The organism is Pseudomonas sp. Eth.TT006, assembly GCF_054456575.1.
The window spans coordinates 155,104-172,098 of the sequence record NZ_JBTJEN010000004.1; the positions used below are offsets into that span (position 1 = coordinate 155,104).

General features: G+C 60.9%; 14 protein-coding genes. 8 read left to right on the forward strand and 6 right to left on the reverse strand.

Going from position 1 to position 16,995, the window contains the following annotated elements:
• Positions 1 to 28: 28 nt before the first annotated feature.
• Positions 29 to 2,038 (forward strand): type VI secretion system Vgr family protein, encoded by a 2,010-nt coding sequence (locus ACXR0M_RS08415; protein WP_458831471.1) that lies wholly within the window; start codon positions 29 to 31, stop codon positions 2,036 to 2,038.
• Between the two features lie 12 nt (positions 2,039 to 2,050).
• Positions 2,051 to 2,593, forward strand: a complete 543-nt coding sequence (locus ACXR0M_RS08420; RefSeq protein ID WP_458831472.1) for a toxin-antitoxin system YwqK family antitoxin — start codon at positions 2,051 to 2,053, stop codon at positions 2,591 to 2,593.
• Between the two features lie 179 nt (positions 2,594 to 2,772).
• Here the strand turns inward: ACXR0M_RS08420 and ACXR0M_RS08425 are convergent, their stop codons facing one another.
• Complete coding sequence (locus ACXR0M_RS08425) at positions 2,773 to 3,168, reverse strand: DUF4280 domain-containing protein (protein ID WP_025111444.1); 396 nt, start codon at positions 3,166 to 3,168, stop codon at positions 2,773 to 2,775.
• 190 nt (positions 3,169 to 3,358) lie between these two features.
• On the opposite strand from ACXR0M_RS08425, the gene ACXR0M_RS08430 reads away from it, so the two are divergent.
• Together ACXR0M_RS08430 and ACXR0M_RS08435 are read left to right on the forward strand one after the other, a co-directional pair.
• The gene (locus ACXR0M_RS08430; RefSeq protein ID WP_458831473.1) at positions 3,359 to 4,426 is read left to right on the forward strand and encodes a phosphotransferase family protein; all 1,068 of its coding nucleotides are present in this window, start codon (positions 3,359 to 3,361) and stop codon (positions 4,424 to 4,426) included.
• A gap of 22 nt (positions 4,427 to 4,448) precedes the next feature.
• Positions 4,449 to 5,216 (forward strand): SDR family oxidoreductase, encoded by a 768-nt coding sequence (locus ACXR0M_RS08435; RefSeq protein WP_007965755.1) that lies wholly within the window; start codon positions 4,449 to 4,451, stop codon positions 5,214 to 5,216.
• Positions 5,217 to 5,342: 126 nt separating this feature from the next.
• Here ACXR0M_RS08435 and ACXR0M_RS08440 read toward each other — a convergent pair whose 3' ends face one another.
• From ACXR0M_RS08440 to ACXR0M_RS08450, 3 genes are all read right to left on the reverse strand, one after another.
• Entirely contained in the window at positions 5,343 to 5,966 is a 624-nt protein-coding gene (locus tag ACXR0M_RS08440) for a trimeric intracellular cation channel family protein (protein WP_458831474.1), read from the reverse strand.
• A gap of 889 nt (positions 5,967 to 6,855) precedes the next feature.
• Positions 6,856 to 7,113 (reverse strand): DUF1652 domain-containing protein, encoded by a 258-nt coding sequence (locus ACXR0M_RS08445; protein WP_458831475.1) that lies wholly within the window; start codon positions 7,111 to 7,113, stop codon positions 6,856 to 6,858.
• A gap of 135 nt (positions 7,114 to 7,248) precedes the next feature.
• Entirely contained in the window at positions 7,249 to 8,745 is a 1,497-nt protein-coding gene (locus ACXR0M_RS08450; RefSeq protein WP_458831476.1) for a helix-turn-helix transcriptional regulator, read from the reverse strand.
• Positions 8,746 to 8,904: 159 nt separating this feature from the next.
• Here ACXR0M_RS08450 and ACXR0M_RS08455 point away from each other — a divergent pair, with 159 nt between their 5' ends.
• Positions 8,905 to 9,090 (forward strand): hypothetical protein, encoded by a 186-nt coding sequence (locus ACXR0M_RS08455; protein ID WP_458831477.1) that lies wholly within the window; start codon positions 8,905 to 8,907, stop codon positions 9,088 to 9,090.
• Between the two features lie 88 nt (positions 9,091 to 9,178).
• Here the strand turns inward: ACXR0M_RS08455 and ACXR0M_RS08460 are convergent, their stop codons facing one another.
• Positions 9,179 to 10,462: a Zn-dependent hydrolase gene (locus ACXR0M_RS08460; RefSeq protein WP_458831478.1), complete on the reverse strand. Its 1,284-nt coding sequence runs from the start codon at positions 10,460 to 10,462 to the stop codon at positions 9,179 to 9,181.
• Between the two features lie 142 nt (positions 10,463 to 10,604).
• The gene (locus tag ACXR0M_RS08465) at positions 10,605 to 12,089 is read right to left on the reverse strand and encodes an NCS1 family nucleobase:cation symporter-1 (protein ID WP_458831479.1); all 1,485 of its coding nucleotides are present in this window, start codon (positions 12,087 to 12,089) and stop codon (positions 10,605 to 10,607) included.
• A 623-nt stretch (positions 12,090 to 12,712) separates the two neighbouring features.
• On the opposite strand from ACXR0M_RS08465, the gene hydA reads away from it, so the two are divergent.
• From hydA to preA, 3 genes are all read left to right on the forward strand, one after another.
• Entirely contained in the window at positions 12,713 to 14,152 is a 1,440-nt protein-coding gene (hydA, locus tag ACXR0M_RS08470; RefSeq protein WP_458831480.1) for a dihydropyrimidinase, read from the forward strand.
• A gap of 182 nt (positions 14,153 to 14,334) precedes the next feature.
• On the forward strand, positions 14,335 to 15,702 hold the full coding sequence (locus ACXR0M_RS08475) for an NAD(P)-dependent oxidoreductase (protein ID WP_458831675.1): 1,368 nt from the start codon (positions 14,335 to 14,337) through the stop codon (positions 15,700 to 15,702).
• The gene (preA, locus tag ACXR0M_RS08480) at positions 15,703 to 16,977 is read left to right on the forward strand and encodes an NAD-dependent dihydropyrimidine dehydrogenase subunit PreA (protein ID WP_458831481.1); all 1,275 of its coding nucleotides are present in this window, start codon (positions 15,703 to 15,705) and stop codon (positions 16,975 to 16,977) included.
• Positions 16,978 to 16,995 lie beyond the last annotated feature (18 nt).

Sequence of the window (16,995 nt, forward strand, 5' to 3'; positions counted from 1 at the left end):
CTCTTCAATCTTAACTAAGGATAACTGCATGGCACGCTCCACCGACAGCAACACCTCGCTCTCCCTGAGCGCCATTTCACTGTCGGCGCTTTACCCTGAGTCATTGTCCGGCGACGAATCCCTGAACCTATTAGGCGTGCAAACCCTCAACGGCCTCAACGACGGCACCTCACTCACCCTGACCAGTGCCGTCGCCAGCCACGTCACTACGACTTTTCACAACGACGCGCAACTACGCCCGTTCGACGCATTGGTCGCCGAAATTCGCCAACTCCCCGCCGACGCCACGGCCGAGCGGTATCAGCTTTTATTAAGACCCTGGCTTTGGTGGCTGACGCTAGCCAGCAATAACCGCGTGTTTCAGAACCTCGCCACCTCCGACATCGTCACCACAATCTTCAGGGACCACGGTTTCAGCGATTTCAAACTCTCGCTGACCGGCAGCTACACCCCGCGTGAATATTGCGTGCAATACGGCGAAACCGATTTCGCCTTTGTCTCGCGGCTGCTGGAGGAGGAAGGCATTTTCTGGTTTTTCACCCATGAGGACGGCAAGCACACGCTGGTGCTCGGAGACAGCAATGACGCCTTCGTGCAGATCCCCAACGGCCCGAAGGTCAAGTATCTGGGTCAGCAAATGGGTGAGCGTGAGTTGCATGGCATCCGTTCGGGCCAGGTGTGTCTGCAGGCCGTGGCCGGGGTGTACAAGGCGATGGATTACGAGTTCACAACGCCGACCACTTCACTCTACGGCCAGGCCGAGGCCGTCGCCGGGCCGCGTTCGATCTATGAGCATCCCGGCGGTTACAACGCCAAGGCACGCGGCGATACGCTGACCAAGCAACGCGTCGACGGGTTGCGCAGTGAAGAGAAACGCTTCGTCGGCGAAAGTGACTGCCGCTGGCTGATTCCGGGGCACTGGTTCACCCTCGATGGCCACGATGACGCGAGCCTGAACATCGATTGGGTGGTGACGCGGGTCACCCACGATGCCAGCCATGAAAGCTATCGCAACCGTTTCGAAGCGATCCCCAAGGCCACGCCGTTTCGCCCGCAACGCCTCACACCCAAACCGCGCATGCATCCGCAAACCGCCATGGTCGTCGGCAAATCTGGCGAAGAAATCTGGACCGACGAATACGGGCGGATCAAGTTGCAGTTCCCTTGGGACCGCGACGGCAAGAACAATGAAACCAGTTCTTGCTGGGTGCGCGTGGTGCTGCCGTGGAGCGGCAAGGGCTTCGGCATGCAGTTCGTGCCGCGCATCGGTCAGGAGGTCATCGTGACTTTTATCGACGGCGATCCGGACCGGCCGCTGGTGACCGGTTGCGTGTACAACGGCGACAACGCCCTGCCCTATGCGCTGCCAGCCAATCAGACCCAGTCGGGGATCAAGACACAGTCGTCCAAGGGTGGCGGCGGTTTCAACGAGCTGCGTTTCGAGGACAAGAAGGACGCCGAGGAGGTTTTCCTGCAGGCCCAGAAAGACCTGAAGATCAACGTGCTCAACGACACCACCGCCACCGTCGGCCACGATGAAACGCTAACGGTGCAGAACGCCCGCACCCGCACGGTCAAGGACGGCGACGAAACTGTGACGCTGGAGAAAGGCAAACGCAGCGTAACGATCCAGACCGGCAGCGACAGTCTCGATGTGAAGGACAGCCGCACCGTCAAAGTCGGCGCCGACCAGAACCACAGCACCGGCGGCAACTACACCGACAAGGTCACCGGCGACTACAGTTTGACGGTAGACGGCAACCTGACCATCAAGGTCAGCGGCACCCTGACCCTGCAAAGCGGCGGCAGTTTCACCATCAAGAGCGGCGCTGACCTGGCGACCTCCGCCAGCACTTCGCTCACGCAGAAGGCCGGCACCGCCATGACCAATCAGGCAGGCACCTCACTGGACAACAAGGCCGGCACGACTCTGACCAACGACGCCGGGATCAGCCTGACCAACAAGGGCGCGGCCTCGCAGACCGTGGATGGCGGCGGCATGCTGACCATCAAGGGCGGGCTGGTGCAGGTCAACTGACAAGGAGAAGCCATGGCGACCACACAGCTGGATTTGCAGCAGGATGACAAACACCTCAAGGGCCGTCTGCAGGATGGCCAACTCGATGGCGCGCTGCAGATCGAGGACGACGGCCGCAAGCAGGCCGAGCTCAATTACTGCCAGGGTCAATTGCAGGGCCCGTCGCTGCTGTATCACCCCAACGGCAAGGTTTCAGCGCAGATGCCGTTTGTGCACGACAAACTGCAAGGCGTCGCAAGTTTCTTTTCAGCCGAGGGTTGGTTGCAGCGCAAGGCCACGTATCGGCGCGGGCTGCTGCATGGCGAGGCGTTCAATTACTTTGCTGATGGACAGGTGGCTGAAGCGGAGTTTTACCGCGATGGCGTGCGTGAGGGGCGTTATCAGCGTTTTCATGCGAATGGCAAACCAGCGGCAGAAGCGCGGTATCTGAACGGGCAATTGATGGAGCCGGAAACCGGGTTCGCCGAGGATGGCCGGCCGCTGAGGGCGGATGGCAAGCCGATTTCGCGGGTGCGTTGGTGGTATCAGCGGTGGATGGATCCGCAGCAGGCTTGAGGGTTTTCTTTTTACCAGGACTGGCCCCTTCGCGAGCAAGCCCGCTCCCACATTCCCCTGTTGAAATGCATTCCCCTGTAGGAGCTGCCGAAGGCTGCGATCTTTTGATCTTGTTTTTGAAAATCAAAGTCAAAAGATCGCAGCCTTCGGCAGCTCCTACAGGATGGTCAAGGGTCAGGTCAGGGAATCAACATCTGCATCTGCCCCGGCATCACAATCTTGATCACCCCCGCCCAGTTGCACATCAAGGTGCTGTTGGCATCGATCGCCGGCATCCCGCCCAATAACAATGTCGGCGCACCGCCAGGAATCCACGGAGTAGCCGTCGCCGGAATGCACGGCATCGGCGTCAGCACGCCCAGGGCCGCTGCGGTCGCCGCCGCCACCATCGGATTGGCCATGCTCATGCACACCCCGAACGGCAGAATATTGACCAGCGGGATATGGTCCATGATGTTCGCCGCCGGCATGCCGCCGGTCAGCGTGCGATTGACCGGCAGTACGTTGAGCACCGCCGGGGCGGCGCCGAAACTGCATTGCAGGGTGGCGCTGGCACAGACTTGCGGGCAGCCCATTTCAAAGCTCCTTGCTGAACACGGCATACCCGCTAAACCTTAGTCGCCCAGCGCCTGCCGCGCACATTCCCGAAGGTGATTATCGTGCAACACGCTAACCTATAAGACCGACCCGCGCTTGTGACCGCCCGAGCGCACCATTAGATTAGCCAATGATGTCTGGCCTCCAAAATAAGCAGAAGGGATAAGCATGGCGCTTACTGACCAGTCCACCCGGATCCGCTCTGGCGAAGAACTCGACGCCAACGTGATCGATCCGTACCTCAAAGCGCACATTCCGGGCCTGAGCGGCTTGCCTGCGATCAGCCAGTTTCCCGGTGGTGCGTCGAACCTGACTTATCTTCTGGAATACCCGCAGCAGGAGTTCGTGCTGCGCCGGCCACCGTTCGGCCACAAGGCCAAATCCGCCCATGACATGGGCCGCGAATTTCGCATCCTCAATCAGCTGCGCGACGGTTTCCCCTATTGCCCAAAAGCCTACGTGCACTGCACCGATGAATCGGTGATCGGCGCCGAGTTTTACGTGATGGAACGGGTCAAGGGCATCATCCTGCGCTCAGAGCTGCCACCGGAACTGGGCCTTGATGCGGCGAAAACCGAAGCGTTGTGCAAGAGTTTCATCGACCGTCTGGTCGAACTGCACCGGGTCGACTACAACGCCTGCGGCCTCGGCGATCTGGGCAAGCCGCAAGGCTACGTCGCCCGTCAGATCAAGGGCTGGAGCGAGCGCTACGAAAAAGCCCTGACCCCGGATGCGCCGCACTGGAATCAGGTCAAGGCCTGGCTCAACGACAAGATGCCGGCCGATCATCCGACCTCGAGCATCGTGCACAACGACTACCGCTTCGACAACGTGATCCTCGACCCGGACAACCCGATGCAGATCATCGGCGTACTCGACTGGGAGCTGACCACCCTCGGCGATCCGCTGATGGACCTGGGCAACACCCTCGCCTACTGGATCGAAGCCGGCGACCCGGCACCGGTGCAACTGATGCGCCGCCAGCCGAGCCACGCCCCGGGCATGCTGACCCGCCGCGAGTTCGTCGACTACTACGCCGAGCGCTCGGGCATCCAGATCGACAACTTCGACTTCTATTACACCTACGGCCTGTTCCGTCTGGCCGGCATCGTGCAGCAGATCTACTACCGCTTCTATCACGGCCAGACCCAGGACAAACGCTTCGCACAGTTCATTCACATGAACAAACTGCTGGAGCAGATGAGCCTGCAGGTCATCGCGAAATCGAGCCTCTGACGGCCCACCCCAAGGAACCCCCATGTCCAAGACTCAGTTGTTCGACCTCGACGGCAAAATCGCATTCGTCTCCGGCGCCAGCCGCGGCATCGGTGAAGCCATCGCCAAACTGCTGGCCCAGCAAGGCGCCCACGTGATCGTCTCGAGCCGCAAACTCGAAGGCTGCCAGCATGTGGCCGACGCGATCATTGCCGCCGGCGGCAAAGCCACCGCCGTGGCCTGTCACATCGGTGAAATGGAACAGATCAGCCAGGTGTTCGCCGGAATCAAGGAACAGTTCGGCCGCCTGGATATTCTGGTCAACAACGCCGCGACCAACCCGCAGTTCTGCAATGTGCTGGACACCGACCTCGGCGCCTTCCAGAAGACTGTCGACGTGAACATCCGTGGCTACTTCTTCATGTCGGTGGAAGCCGGCAAGCTGATGCGCGAAAACGGTGGTGGCAGCATCATCAACGTCGCGTCGATCAACGGCATTTCACCGGGTGTGTTCCAGGGCATCTACTCGGTAACCAAGGCCGCCGTGATCAACATGACCAAAGTCTTCGCCAAGGAATGCGCGCAATTCGGCATCCGCTGCAACGCCCTGCTGCCGGGCCTGACCGACACCAAGTTCGCTTCGGCTCTGGTAAAGAATGACGCGATCCTCAAACAGGCGCTGACCCAGATCCCGCTCAAGCGCGTGGCCGATCCAAGTGAAATGGCCGGCGCGGTGCTGTACCTGGCGAGCGATGCGTCGAGCTACACCACCGGGGTTTCGCTGAATGTGGATGGTGGGTTTCTGTCCTGATCTTGCGGGAATTCTGAACTGATCATGTCTCTGTAGGAGCTGCCGAAGGCTGCGATCTTTTGACTTTGACTTTTCCGATCAAGATCAAAAGATCGCAGCCTGCGGCAGCTCCTACAGGGTTCTTTATCAGACGATGACCTTGGGCAACTGCCAGCCGAAGTGCACCGACAACAACCGCAACAGTAAGCAAGCCGCCCCCGCCAGCAACGCCGCCGCCACCGGTGACACGCCGCAACGTCGCCCGACGATCAACACCGCCGCACCTATAAACGCCGAACTCGCATACAGATCCGCCTGCAACACCACCGGCACCCGCGCCAGCACAATGTCGCGAAGCACCCCGCCACCGACCCCGGTGATGGTGCCCATAAGCATCGCCACAAACGGCGAGATCCCGAAATTCAACGCCTTCTGCGCACCAGCCACGGCAAACAACGCCAGCCCCGCCGCATCGAGCACGATCAGCGTCGAACCGGACCAGCCCAACACCTGCTGATGAAAAACGAACGCCAACCCGCCCATGGCAAACGCCAACGCCGGGTAGCGCCAATCCGCCACGGCATTCGGCGGCGTCGCGCCGATCAACAGATCACGCGTCACCCCGCCGCCAAGAGCAACGATGAACGCAATCACCATCACCCCGAGCAGATCCAGCTGCGCCTGCATCGCGGCAATCGCGCCCTCAATGGCAAACACCGCCGTACCGGCCAGATCCGCCACCAGCACAACCCGCTCGACCCGCGCCCTCAACGCAAACGCCGTCCCACGCTACTGGGTGACACAGCGAGTGGTGGTGATATGCCGAGTGACCTGCCCGTCCATATACATATCGCCCGCCACCTGAGTGTCTTCCAGGGTCTGGCAGGTTCGCACCGGCGCAGGTGGAGGTGCAGCAGGAGGTGGTGGCGGAGGACTGGCGCAGGCGCTGAGCAGCGCGACAGAGAACACCAGCGACAAACGAAGGTACACGCGTTTCCCAGGATGATTCATAGGACGACCCGCGATAAAGGAAGAAGCCACTTCCGCCGACGCGCGCAACAGCGACGCGTGACTGAAGGCCTGATTACTTATTCTTTATAGTTGAGTGGTCTGTAAGTGCCAGTGGGATCAAGGGGGATGGTGAGGATCGAAAGCCAGAGCCGAAGCAGATCAAAAGATCGCAGCCTTCGGCAGCTCCTACAGGGGATTGTGCAAGGTCAGAAAGACTGGTCGGCTGTCAGGCCGCCATCGCGAGCAGGCTCACTCCTACAGAAAAGCCAAAGCAGAGAGCATCCGCTTTTCACCACTCAACAGGATGAGCGTTAGCTCGGCTGCAGCTCTTGATCTTGATCCACCGGCCCCGTCGGCAGGCTGAGTGGAGGGATTGATCCGGGGGTGGGAGCGCAGCGACCGTTTGGCGCAGCCAAATGCATCGAGAGGAGGTGCAGCGAAGCAAACCGTAGGCGATGCCCCCGGATGGATCCCGGAGCGAAGGAACCCGAGCCACGGCGAGGGCCGAACGTTGGGGCAAGCGTTTTTTTGCTTACTTTTTTTAGGCGTTTGTAAAAAAAGTGAGTCGCCGTAAGGGCGAAACCGTAATCAGCAGCACCCGCAGCAACGGATCCACCCCAAAAACCAAAACCCGAAAAACCCGAAAAACCTAAACCAGATCCGGATCCCGCGCCGACCGCAAAGCAGTAATCTCCAACTCATACCGCAACTCATCAACCAACGCCGCCACCGCCTCGGGCGTGCGCAACGCATCGAGCTTCAACCCACTGATCACCAGATCCACCTGCCCCGTTTCCCGGTGATACAGCTTCACCGTCAGCGAATGATCGCCATCCACCGAGCACTCACACGCCAACGGCGCAAAACTCTGCTCAAGGCGCGTGCGCAACTGCGCAAGATTCATCATTGAGGCTGTTCCTTTAGCTGTTTCGAAGGGAGCACGACCCCGAACCGGATGGCTCGTGTCGCACCCCAACAGACTAAGAACAGCCCCCGCCCGCCAACACCTCCATTTGCACCGGCTCGACTAGTGCATTTGCACCTATCGCTGCCCTTTGGCGCCACGCTCACCGGAGAACAGCCCCCGCTCGCGGGCCCAGACAATCGCCTCGCTGCGACTGTGCACATCGAGCTTGGAATACACCGTCGCCACATGATTGCGCACGGTGTTCGGCGCCAGTTTCAGCCGCGCGGCGATCTCCTTGTCGGCCAGCCCTTCACAGATCAGCCCCAACACATCGCGCTCCCGCGCCGTAAGGTCGGTGAACGACATGCTCGGCAGTTGCGGCGAGTTGACCTTCTTCACATTGGCCAGTTTTTCGATCAGCGTACGGCTGAACCATGAGGTGTCTTTCATCACCTCCTCGATCGCCGTCACCAGCTCAAGCTCAGTGCGCTTGCGCTCGGTGATGTCCATCAGCACCAGCAGATAACACGGGGTGTCATGAATGTTCACGGTGTCGGCGGACACCGCGCACTCCAGCAGGTCCGCGCCCTTCTTGCGCACCCGCACATCAATCCGGTCCAGCCGACCGTTTTTTTCCAGCGCGGTCAGCAGCCGCGCCCGGGCGCCATCGCCGTCGATGAAATTCAGCTGCGTCACGGTTTTGCCGATGACGTCGTCACTTTCATACGCCAAAGTGTCGAGGAACGCCTGGTTGACATCGATCACCTGCTGCTCGTCGGCGCTGCAAATCAGAATCGGCACCGGGGTCAGGCGGAAAGCCTTGGCGAAGCGCTCTTCACTCTCGCGCAGCGCCACTTCGGCCCGGTGTCGCATCTCCATGTCGACAAAGGAAAACAGCATGCAATCTTCATCGTTGAGTACCAGCGGCTGCCCGGCGACGATCACTTGTTTGCTGCCGCCATCAGGCAGGCGCAGTTCGGCCTGCATCTGCGGAATGGTCGCCACGTCGCGCAGGCGCTGGATCGCCAGGTCCCTGCGCTCGGCCTGTTCGAAGATGTCGATTTCGTAGGCCGAAGTGCCAATCACTTGATCGCGGGTATACCCGGTCATCTCCAGAAACCCCGGATTGACCTTGATATAGCGCAAGTCGCTGAGGCGGCAGATGACCGCCGGCGCCGGGTTGGCATTGAAGGTTTTTTCGAAGCGCTGCTCGGCGTTGGCCCAGTCGGTGACGTCGCTCATGATCAGCACCAGCGACTCCGGCTGCCCATCGCGGTCGGTCAGCACCATGCTGCGCACGCTGTGCACCCAGACCCGCTCGGGATCGTCCGCAGCGAAGACTTCGATCAGCACGTCGCCGAACACCTCGCAACGCGCGACACGGCTGATCGGGTAGTTCTCCGGTGGCAACAGGTGATTGTTGCGATAACGCAGGGTGAAGCGTTTGGCGTACTCCTCGGCGTTGCTGCCCAACTCACCGATCCGACTGACGCCGTGCATGGCCAACGCCGCTTCATTGGCCCAGAGAATGCTCTGATCGAGTTCAAGCAGAATCACCCCGTCGGACAGCCCGGCGATGATCTGCTGCAACTGCCGACGATTGGTTTCGCGAGTGAGGACTTCCTGGCTCATTGGATCTCCACAGGGAATGCACGTGTGAAGAGTACGACCGCAGGCGCGCGTGATCGTTGCCGGGTCCATTCGCGACTTCAGGGTTTGTCGGCTAACCTTATCCCCTCATCGGATTGAGCCCCTGCCAGTCACACCGGGCTCTTGATCAAGGAGAGACTGATGACCCGTCATATTGAAAAACGCTACCGCGCATGGTCCAGCCCGATTCTGCTGGAGCTGAAGAAGCGCGAACACCAAATGGCGCCGAAAGAACGGCAGGCACTTGAAAAGGTGCTGCTGGAACGGAGGCTGCTGGATGTGGGTGGACCTGATGGCAATGAACGACGCCAGGGCCTGAAAGCATAAAACGCAAAAGATCGCAGCCTGCGGCAGCTCCTACAGGTCGAATGCAATCCAACTGTAGGAGCTGCCGCAGGCTGCGATCTTTTGATCTTCAAGCCGCCCGTTGCCCCGCAGCCACCGTCGCCGAAGCCGCCAGCATCGCCCGCAACAACACCGCACACCCGGCGGCCAGATCGTCCGGCGCGGCGTTCTCGATTTCGTTGTGGCTGATGCCGCCCTCGCACGGTACGAAGATCATCCCGGCCGGGCCAAGTTCGGCGAGGAAGATCGCGTCGTGGCCAGCACCGCTGACGATGTCCATGTGCGACAGCCCCAAGCCTTGCACCGCGCCGCGCACGGCTTCGACGCAGCCTTGTTCGAAGTACAGCGGCGGGAAGTCGGCGGTCGGGGTCAGTTCGTAGGTCAGGCCGTTTTCTTCGCAGGTGGCGTCGATCACCTGTTTCACTTCGGCGATCATCGAATCCAGACGCGCCGGTTGCAGATGGCGGAAGTCGAGGGTCATGCGCACTTCGCCGGGGATTACGTTGCGCGAGCCGGGATAGGCTTGCAGGCAACCGACCGTGCCGCAGGCGTGGGGTTGATGGCCGAGGGCGGCGCGATTGACCGCACCGACAATGACCGAGGCGCCGACCAGCGCGTCCTTGCGCAGGTGCATCGGCGTCGGGCCGGCGTGGGCTTCGACACCGCGCAGTTTCAGGTCGAACCACTTCTGCCCCAGAGCGCCGAGCACCACGCCGATGGTTTTCTGTTCGTCTTCGAGGATCGGGCCTTGCTCAATGTGCGCTTCGAAATACGCGCCGACCTTGTGCCCGCTGACCTGACGCGGCCCGGCATAGCCGATGGCGTTGAGCGCTTCGCCAACGGTGACGCCCTCGGCATCGACCTTGGCCAGGGTTTCTTCGAGGGTGAATTTCTCGGCGAACACCCCGGAGCCCATCATGCACGGGGCGAAGCGTGAGCCTTCTTCGTTGGTCCAGACCACCACTTCCAGCGGCGCTTCGGTTTCCACGCCGAGGTCATTCAACGTGCGCAGCACTTCGACGCCGGCGAGCACACCGAAGCAGCCGTCGAACTTGCCGCCGGTGGGCTGGGTGTCGATGTGGCTGCCGGTCATCACCGGCGGCAGGTCGGGATTGCGCCCCGGACGGCGGGCGAAGATGTTGCCGACCTGATCCACCGTGACGCTGCAGCCGGCGTCCTTGCACCATTGCACGAACAGGTCGCGGGCCTGGCGATCGAGGTCGGTCAGGGCCAGGCGACAGACCCCGCCCTTGACCGTAGCGCCGAGTTTGGCCAGCTCCATGAGCGAGGCCCAGAGGCGATCGCGGTTGATGTGCTGATGGGTGGATTGCAGAACGTTTGCGGCTGCGTTCATGGGGATCTCCTCAGGCAATTTCTTATGAGTTTCTTCAGGCAGTTCTTGTGGGTATTGGAAGCCGTCTTCGCGAGCAAGCCCGCTCCCACATTTGGAATGCGTTCACCTGTGGGAGCGGGCTTGCTCGCGAAGAGGCCCGCATTTACACCGCTGTTTTCACGGCAGAAGGCTGCGCCCGCATCACGCACAGCCCGTAATAAATCACCCCGCCCAGCGCCGAGCCGGTGAACCAGCCGTAGCTGTAGAACCAGCTGAACGCATCGCTGCCCAGCGACAACAGGGTCAGCACCACCGGCACGCCGAACGCGACAAAGCCGGCCCAGTTCCACGCCGGGTACACGTCGTCGCGGTACAGCCCGGCGAGGTCCAGTTGCTGTTTCTTGATCAGGAAATAGTCCACCACCATGATCCCGGCGATCGGCCCGAGCAGGCTGGAATAACCGAGCAACCAGTTGGAATACACGGTCTCCAGGCTGACATCGGACACGATCAGCCCGAGCTTTTTCAGCAACTCATGAGCCATCAGCGCCAGCCCGACGAAACCAGTGAGCAACACCGCTTTGGTACGGTTGATCACCTTGGGCGCGATGTTCTGGAAGTCGTTGGTTGGCGAGACAATGTTCGCCGCTGTGTTGGTCGACAGCGTGGCGATGATGATCAGCGCCATGGCCACCGCCACCCACACCGGGCTCTGAATGTGGCCGATCAGGCTGACCGGATCGGACACGGTGACACCGACCAGTTTCACCGAGGCGGCGGTCATCACCACCCCCAGCGAGGCGAACAGAAACATGGTCAGCGGCAGGCCGAAAATCTGTCCGAGGATCTGGTCTTTCTGGCTCTTGGCGTAGCGACTGAAGTCAGGAATGTTCAGCGACAGCGTGGCCCAGAAACCGACCATCGCCGTCAGCCCGGCAGCGAAGTAACTCACCACACTGGCGCCTTCCGGACGCTTGGGTGGAATAGCCAGCAGCTCGGTCATCGACACATTGGGCATCGCCCACACCAGCAGACCGATGCCCACCGCCACCAGCAGCGGTGCGGACAGGGTTTCCAGCCACTTGATCGACTCGGCGCCACGGATCACCACCCACAGGTTCAGCGCCCAGAAAATCATGAAGCCGATCACCTCGCCGGTACCACCAAGGGATTTCCAGCCGTCGAACACCGAGCCGAGAAACAGGTGAATCGCCAGCCCGCCAAACAGGGTCTGGATACCGAACCAGCCACAGGCCACCAGCGCACGAATCAGACACGGCACGTTGGAGCCGAGCACGCCGAATGACGAACGCAGCAACACCGGAAATGGAATGCCGTACTTGGTGCCGGGAAAGGCGTTGAGCGTCAGCGGGATCAGCACGATGACGTTGGCCAGCAGAATCGCCATCAGCGCCTCGCCGACGCTCAGGCCGAAATATGCGGTGAGCACGCCGCCGAGGGTGTAGGTCGGCACGCACACCGACATGCCGACCCACAGCGCGGTGATGTGCCATTTGTTCCAGGTTCGTTCGCGCACCCTGGTCGGTGCCATGTCGTGGTTGTAACGGGGACTGTCGAGGACGTCGCTGCCGGCTTCGAGTTCGAACAAGCCGTCGCGCTCGGTCACTTGCGATCTGTTCTGTTGCATGGCCGCTCCACTGTTCTTCTGATTATTTTTTGCTCATCAGGCGGCTGCACACCAGGGTGCGAGCCGGACGATGGCCGGAGGAACTGACAACTTTAGTGCACCGGCCATGGTGTCAGCGGCGGCATCAATAAACGTGCCGGGTACTCCGTTTAACGTCAGGGCCATGGTTCAACTACATTGCAACTTTCTGATATTGCTCGATTTTAATTATTCACCGAATGAGTCCGCGAAAACTTGTCTGCACGCTCAGGCTAAACGTTTGCCAAGTTGTTCGAACTGTCAGGACTCAATCTGGTGCACTGCAATTATTTTTATCCTGCGCGATCAATCGCAGCTCAACTTCAAGCGGCTGATTTCACATAGGAAATCTTGCTCATATTTCCATCCTGTCAAGTGCGTCAAAATGGTGAACAGCCTCACCATTTTGGTGATTTTGATTTTTTATCGTTATTTTTCAGCTAGTTAAATCAGTCATAAGCTTAGAAAAAATAATCTTGATCAATTACAGAACTGCGACTAGCTTCTATTCCTGACAGCGCTGACAGGAATACACCATTCAACGCTGCCCCTGAATAAAACATCTAGAACCGACACCAGTCGGTCATGCCTGCGAGGAACTCGGAATGTCTCTGTTGATCCGTGGCGCCACCGTTGTTACCCATGATGAAAGTTATCGCGCCGACGTCTATTGCGCCGACGGCGTGATCAAAGCCATCGGTGAACACCTGGATATTCCCGCCGGCGCCGAAGTGCTCGACGGCAGCGGACAATACCTGATGCCCGGCGGCATCGACCCGCACACCCACATGCAACTCCCGTTCATGGGCACGGTCGCCAGTGAGGACTTCTACAGCGGCACCGCTGCCGGTCTGGCGGGCGGCACCACGTCGATCATCGACTTCGTGATTCCCAACCCACAGCAGTCACTGATGGAGGCGTTTCATCAGTGGCGTGGCTGGGCCGAGAAGTCGGCGTCGGACTATGGCTTCCATGTGGCAATCACCTGGTGGAGCGAGCAGGTGCGTGAGGAAATGGCCGAGCTGGTCAGTCATCACGGGATCAACAGTTTCAAGCATTTCATGGCCTACAAGAACGCGATCATGGCCGCCGACGACACGCTGGTGGCGAGCTTCGAGCGCTGCCTGGAACTCGGCGCCGTGCCGACCGTGCACGCGGAAAACGGCGAGCTGGTCTATCACCTGCAACGCAAGTTGATGGCGCAGGGCATCACCGGGCCGGAAGCGCATCCGCTGTCGCGACCGTCGCAGGTAGAAGGCGAAGCGGCGAGCCGGGCGATCCGGATTGCCGAAACCATTGGCACGCCGTTGTACCTGGTGCACGTTTCGACCCAGGAAGCCCTCGACGAAATCACCTATGCGCGCAGCAAGGGTCAACCGGTGTACGGCGAAGTGCTGGCCGGGCATCTGCTGCTCGACGACAGCGTCTATCAGCATCCGGACTGGCAGACCGCCGCCGGTTACGTGATGAGCCCACCGTTCCGTCCGCGCGGCCATCAAGAGGCGCTTTGGCAGGGCTTGCAAAGCGGCAATCTGCACACCACCGCCACCGATCACTGCTGCTTCTGCGCCGAGCAAAAAGCCGCCGGACGTGACGACTTCAGCAAGATCCCCAACGGCACCGCCGGCATCGAAGATCGCATGGCCGTGTTGTGGGACGAGGGGGTGAATAGCGGGCGGTTGTCGATGCAGGATTTTGTCGGCCTCACCTCCACTCACACCGCGAAAATTTTCAACCTCTACCCGCGCAAAGGCTCGATTCGCGTCGGTGCCGACGCCGACCTGGTGCTATGGGATCCGCAAGGCACGCGCACGATTTCCGCCAAGACCCACCATCAGCAGGTGGACTTCAACATCTTCGAAGGCAAGACCGTGCGCGGCGTGCCGAGCCACACCATCAGCCAGGGCAAAGTGGTCTGGGCCGACGGCGACCTGCGCGCCGAGCGTGGCGCCGGGCGCTACATCGAACGGCCGGCGTATCCGGCGGTGTTTGATTTGCTGAGCAAGCGGGCTGAGATGCATAAGCCGACTGCTGTGAAACGCTGAAATCCAGGCCTTCGGCCTTCGCGAGCAAGCCCGCTCCCACATTTTTGCAATGCATGCCCCTGTAGGAGCTGCCGAAGGCTGCGATCTTTTGATCTTGCTCTTAAAAGAGATCGCAGCCTGCGGCAGCTCCTACAGGGAATTGACCAATGCCCGCCAGAGGCAGAACCGTGAGGCACACCACCGTGATCGAGACCCTGAACCATCTCCCGCACCCGCACGAAAGCGCGGCCGCCCTCGCCGGCCATTTCACCGATCTGGCGCCGCCGCTCAACGCCCGCCAGGCGCAGCTGGAGGCCTCGCGCTGCCTGTATTGCTACGACGCGCCGTGCGTCAACGCATGCCCGAGCGAGATCGATATTCCGTCGTTCATCCGCAACATCCATCAGGACAACGTGCCCGGTGCGGCGCAGAAAATTCTCTCGGCCAATATCCTCGGCGGCAGTTGTGCGCGGGTCTGTCCGACCGAAATCCTCTGTCAGCAAGCCTGCGTGCGCAACAACGCGCAGGAATGCGCGCCGGTGCTGATCGGTTTGCTGCAACGCTACGCCGTGGACAACGCGCACTTCAACGAACACCCGTTCCAGCGTGCGGCCAGCAGCGGCAAACGCATCGCCGTGGTTGGCGCCGGGCCGGCGGGTTTGTCCTGCGCGCATCGCAGTGCGATGCACGGGCACGACGTGGTGATTTTCGAAGCGCGGGACAAGGCTGGCGGCCTCAATGAATACGGGATCGCCAAGTACAAACTGGTCGACGACTACGCGCAGAGGGAACTGGATTTTCTCCTGCAGATCGGCGGCATCGAAATCCGCCACGGGCAGAAACTCGGCGAAAATCTGACCCTCAGCGAATTGCACCAGCAGTTCGACGCGGTCTTCCTCGGCCTCGGCCTCAACGCCAGCAAGCAACTGGGTCTGCCCCACGAGGACGCGCCCGGCCTGCTCGCCGCCACCGACTACATCCGCGAACTGCGCCAGGCCGATGACCTTTCGCAACTGCCACTGGCCGAACGTTGCATCGTCCTCGGCGCCGGCAACACCGCAATCGACATGGCCGTGCAAATGGCCCGCCTCGGTGCCCGCGATGTCAATCTGGTATACCGGCGTGGCGCGGCGGACATGGGCGCCACTGCTCACGAACAGGACATCGCCAAGGCCAATCAGGTGCGTCTGCTGACCTGGGCACAACCGCAAGAAGTGCTGCTCGACGCGCAAGGCCGGGTGCGCGGCATGCGCTTCGCCCGCACGCAACTGATCGACGGTCGCCTGCAAACCACGGGCGAAACCTTCGAACTGGCCGCCGATGCGATCTTCAAAGCCATCGGCCAGGCCTTCGACACCAGCGCCCTCTCCGACCCGCTGGCCCGCGAACTCAAGCGTCAGGGCGAACGGATTCAGGTCGATGAAAATCTGCGCACCAGCATCCCCGGGGTGTATGCCGGCGGCGACTGCACCAGCCTCGATCAGGACCTCACCGTGCAAGCGGTGCAGCATGGCAAACTCGCCGCCGAGGCGATCAACGCGCAACTGATGCTCAACGTGGAGGCTGCGTAAATGACCGATCTCTCGATTGTCTTCGCCGGTATCAAAGCCCCCAATCCGTTCTGGCTGGCCTCCGCGCCGCCGACCGACAAAGCCTACAACGTGGTCCGCGCCTTCGAGGCCGGTTGGGGCGGCGTGGTCTGGAAAACCCTCGGCGAGGACCCGGCCGCGGTCAACGTCTCGTCGCGCTATTCGGCGCACTACGGCAACAACCGCGAAGTGCTGGGCATCAACAACATCGAACTGATCACCGACCGCTCGCTGGAGATCAACCTGCGCGAGATCACCCAGGTCAAGAAAGACTGGCCGGACCGCGCGCTGATCGTCTCGCTGATGGTGCCGTGCATGGAGGAATCGTGGAAACACATCCTGCCGCTGGTGGAAGCCACCGGCGCCGACGGCATCGAGCTGAATTTCGGTTGCCCGCACGGCATGCCCGAGCGCGGCATGGGTGCGGCGGTCGGCCAGGTGCCGGAGTATGTCGAGCAAGTGACGCGCTGGTGCAAGACCTATTGCTCGCTGCCAGTGATCGTCAAACTCACGCCGAACATCACTGATATCCGGGTCGCAGCCCGCGCCGCGCATCGCGGTGGTGCGGATGCGGTGTCGCTGATCAACACCATCAATTCGATCACCAGCGTCGATCTGGAACACATGGTCGCCCTGCCCACCGTCGGCAGCAAAAGCACCCACGGCGGGTATTGCGGTTCGGCGGTCAAACCGATCGCGCTGAACATGGTCGCCGAGATTGCCCGTGATCCGCAGACTCAGGGCCTGCCGATCTGCGGCATTGGCGGCATCGGCAGCTGGCGCGACGCCGCGGAGTTCATCGCCCTGGGCAGCGGCGCGGTGCAGGTGTGCACGGCGGCGATGCTGCACGGTTTCCGGATCGTCGAGGACATGAAGGATGGCCTGTCGCGCTGGATGGACAGTCAGGGCTACGCCAACATCGCCGAATTCTCCGGACGCGCGGTGGGCAACACCACCGACTGGAAGTACCTCGACATCAACTATCAGGTGATCGCCAAAATCGATCAGGACGCGTGCATCGGTTGCGGGCGTTGCCACATTGCCTGCGAAGACACTTCACACCAGGCGATCAGCAGCCTGAAGCAGGCGGACGGAACGCATAAATATCAAGTGATCGATGAGGAGTGTGTGGGCTGCAACCTGTGCCAGATCACCTGCCCGGTGGCGGATTGCATCGAGATGGTGCCGATGGAGACGGGCAAGCCGTTTCTGGACTGGAATCATGATCCGAGGAATCCCTACCATGTCTCACCTTGAGGCATGTGCCGACTGAGC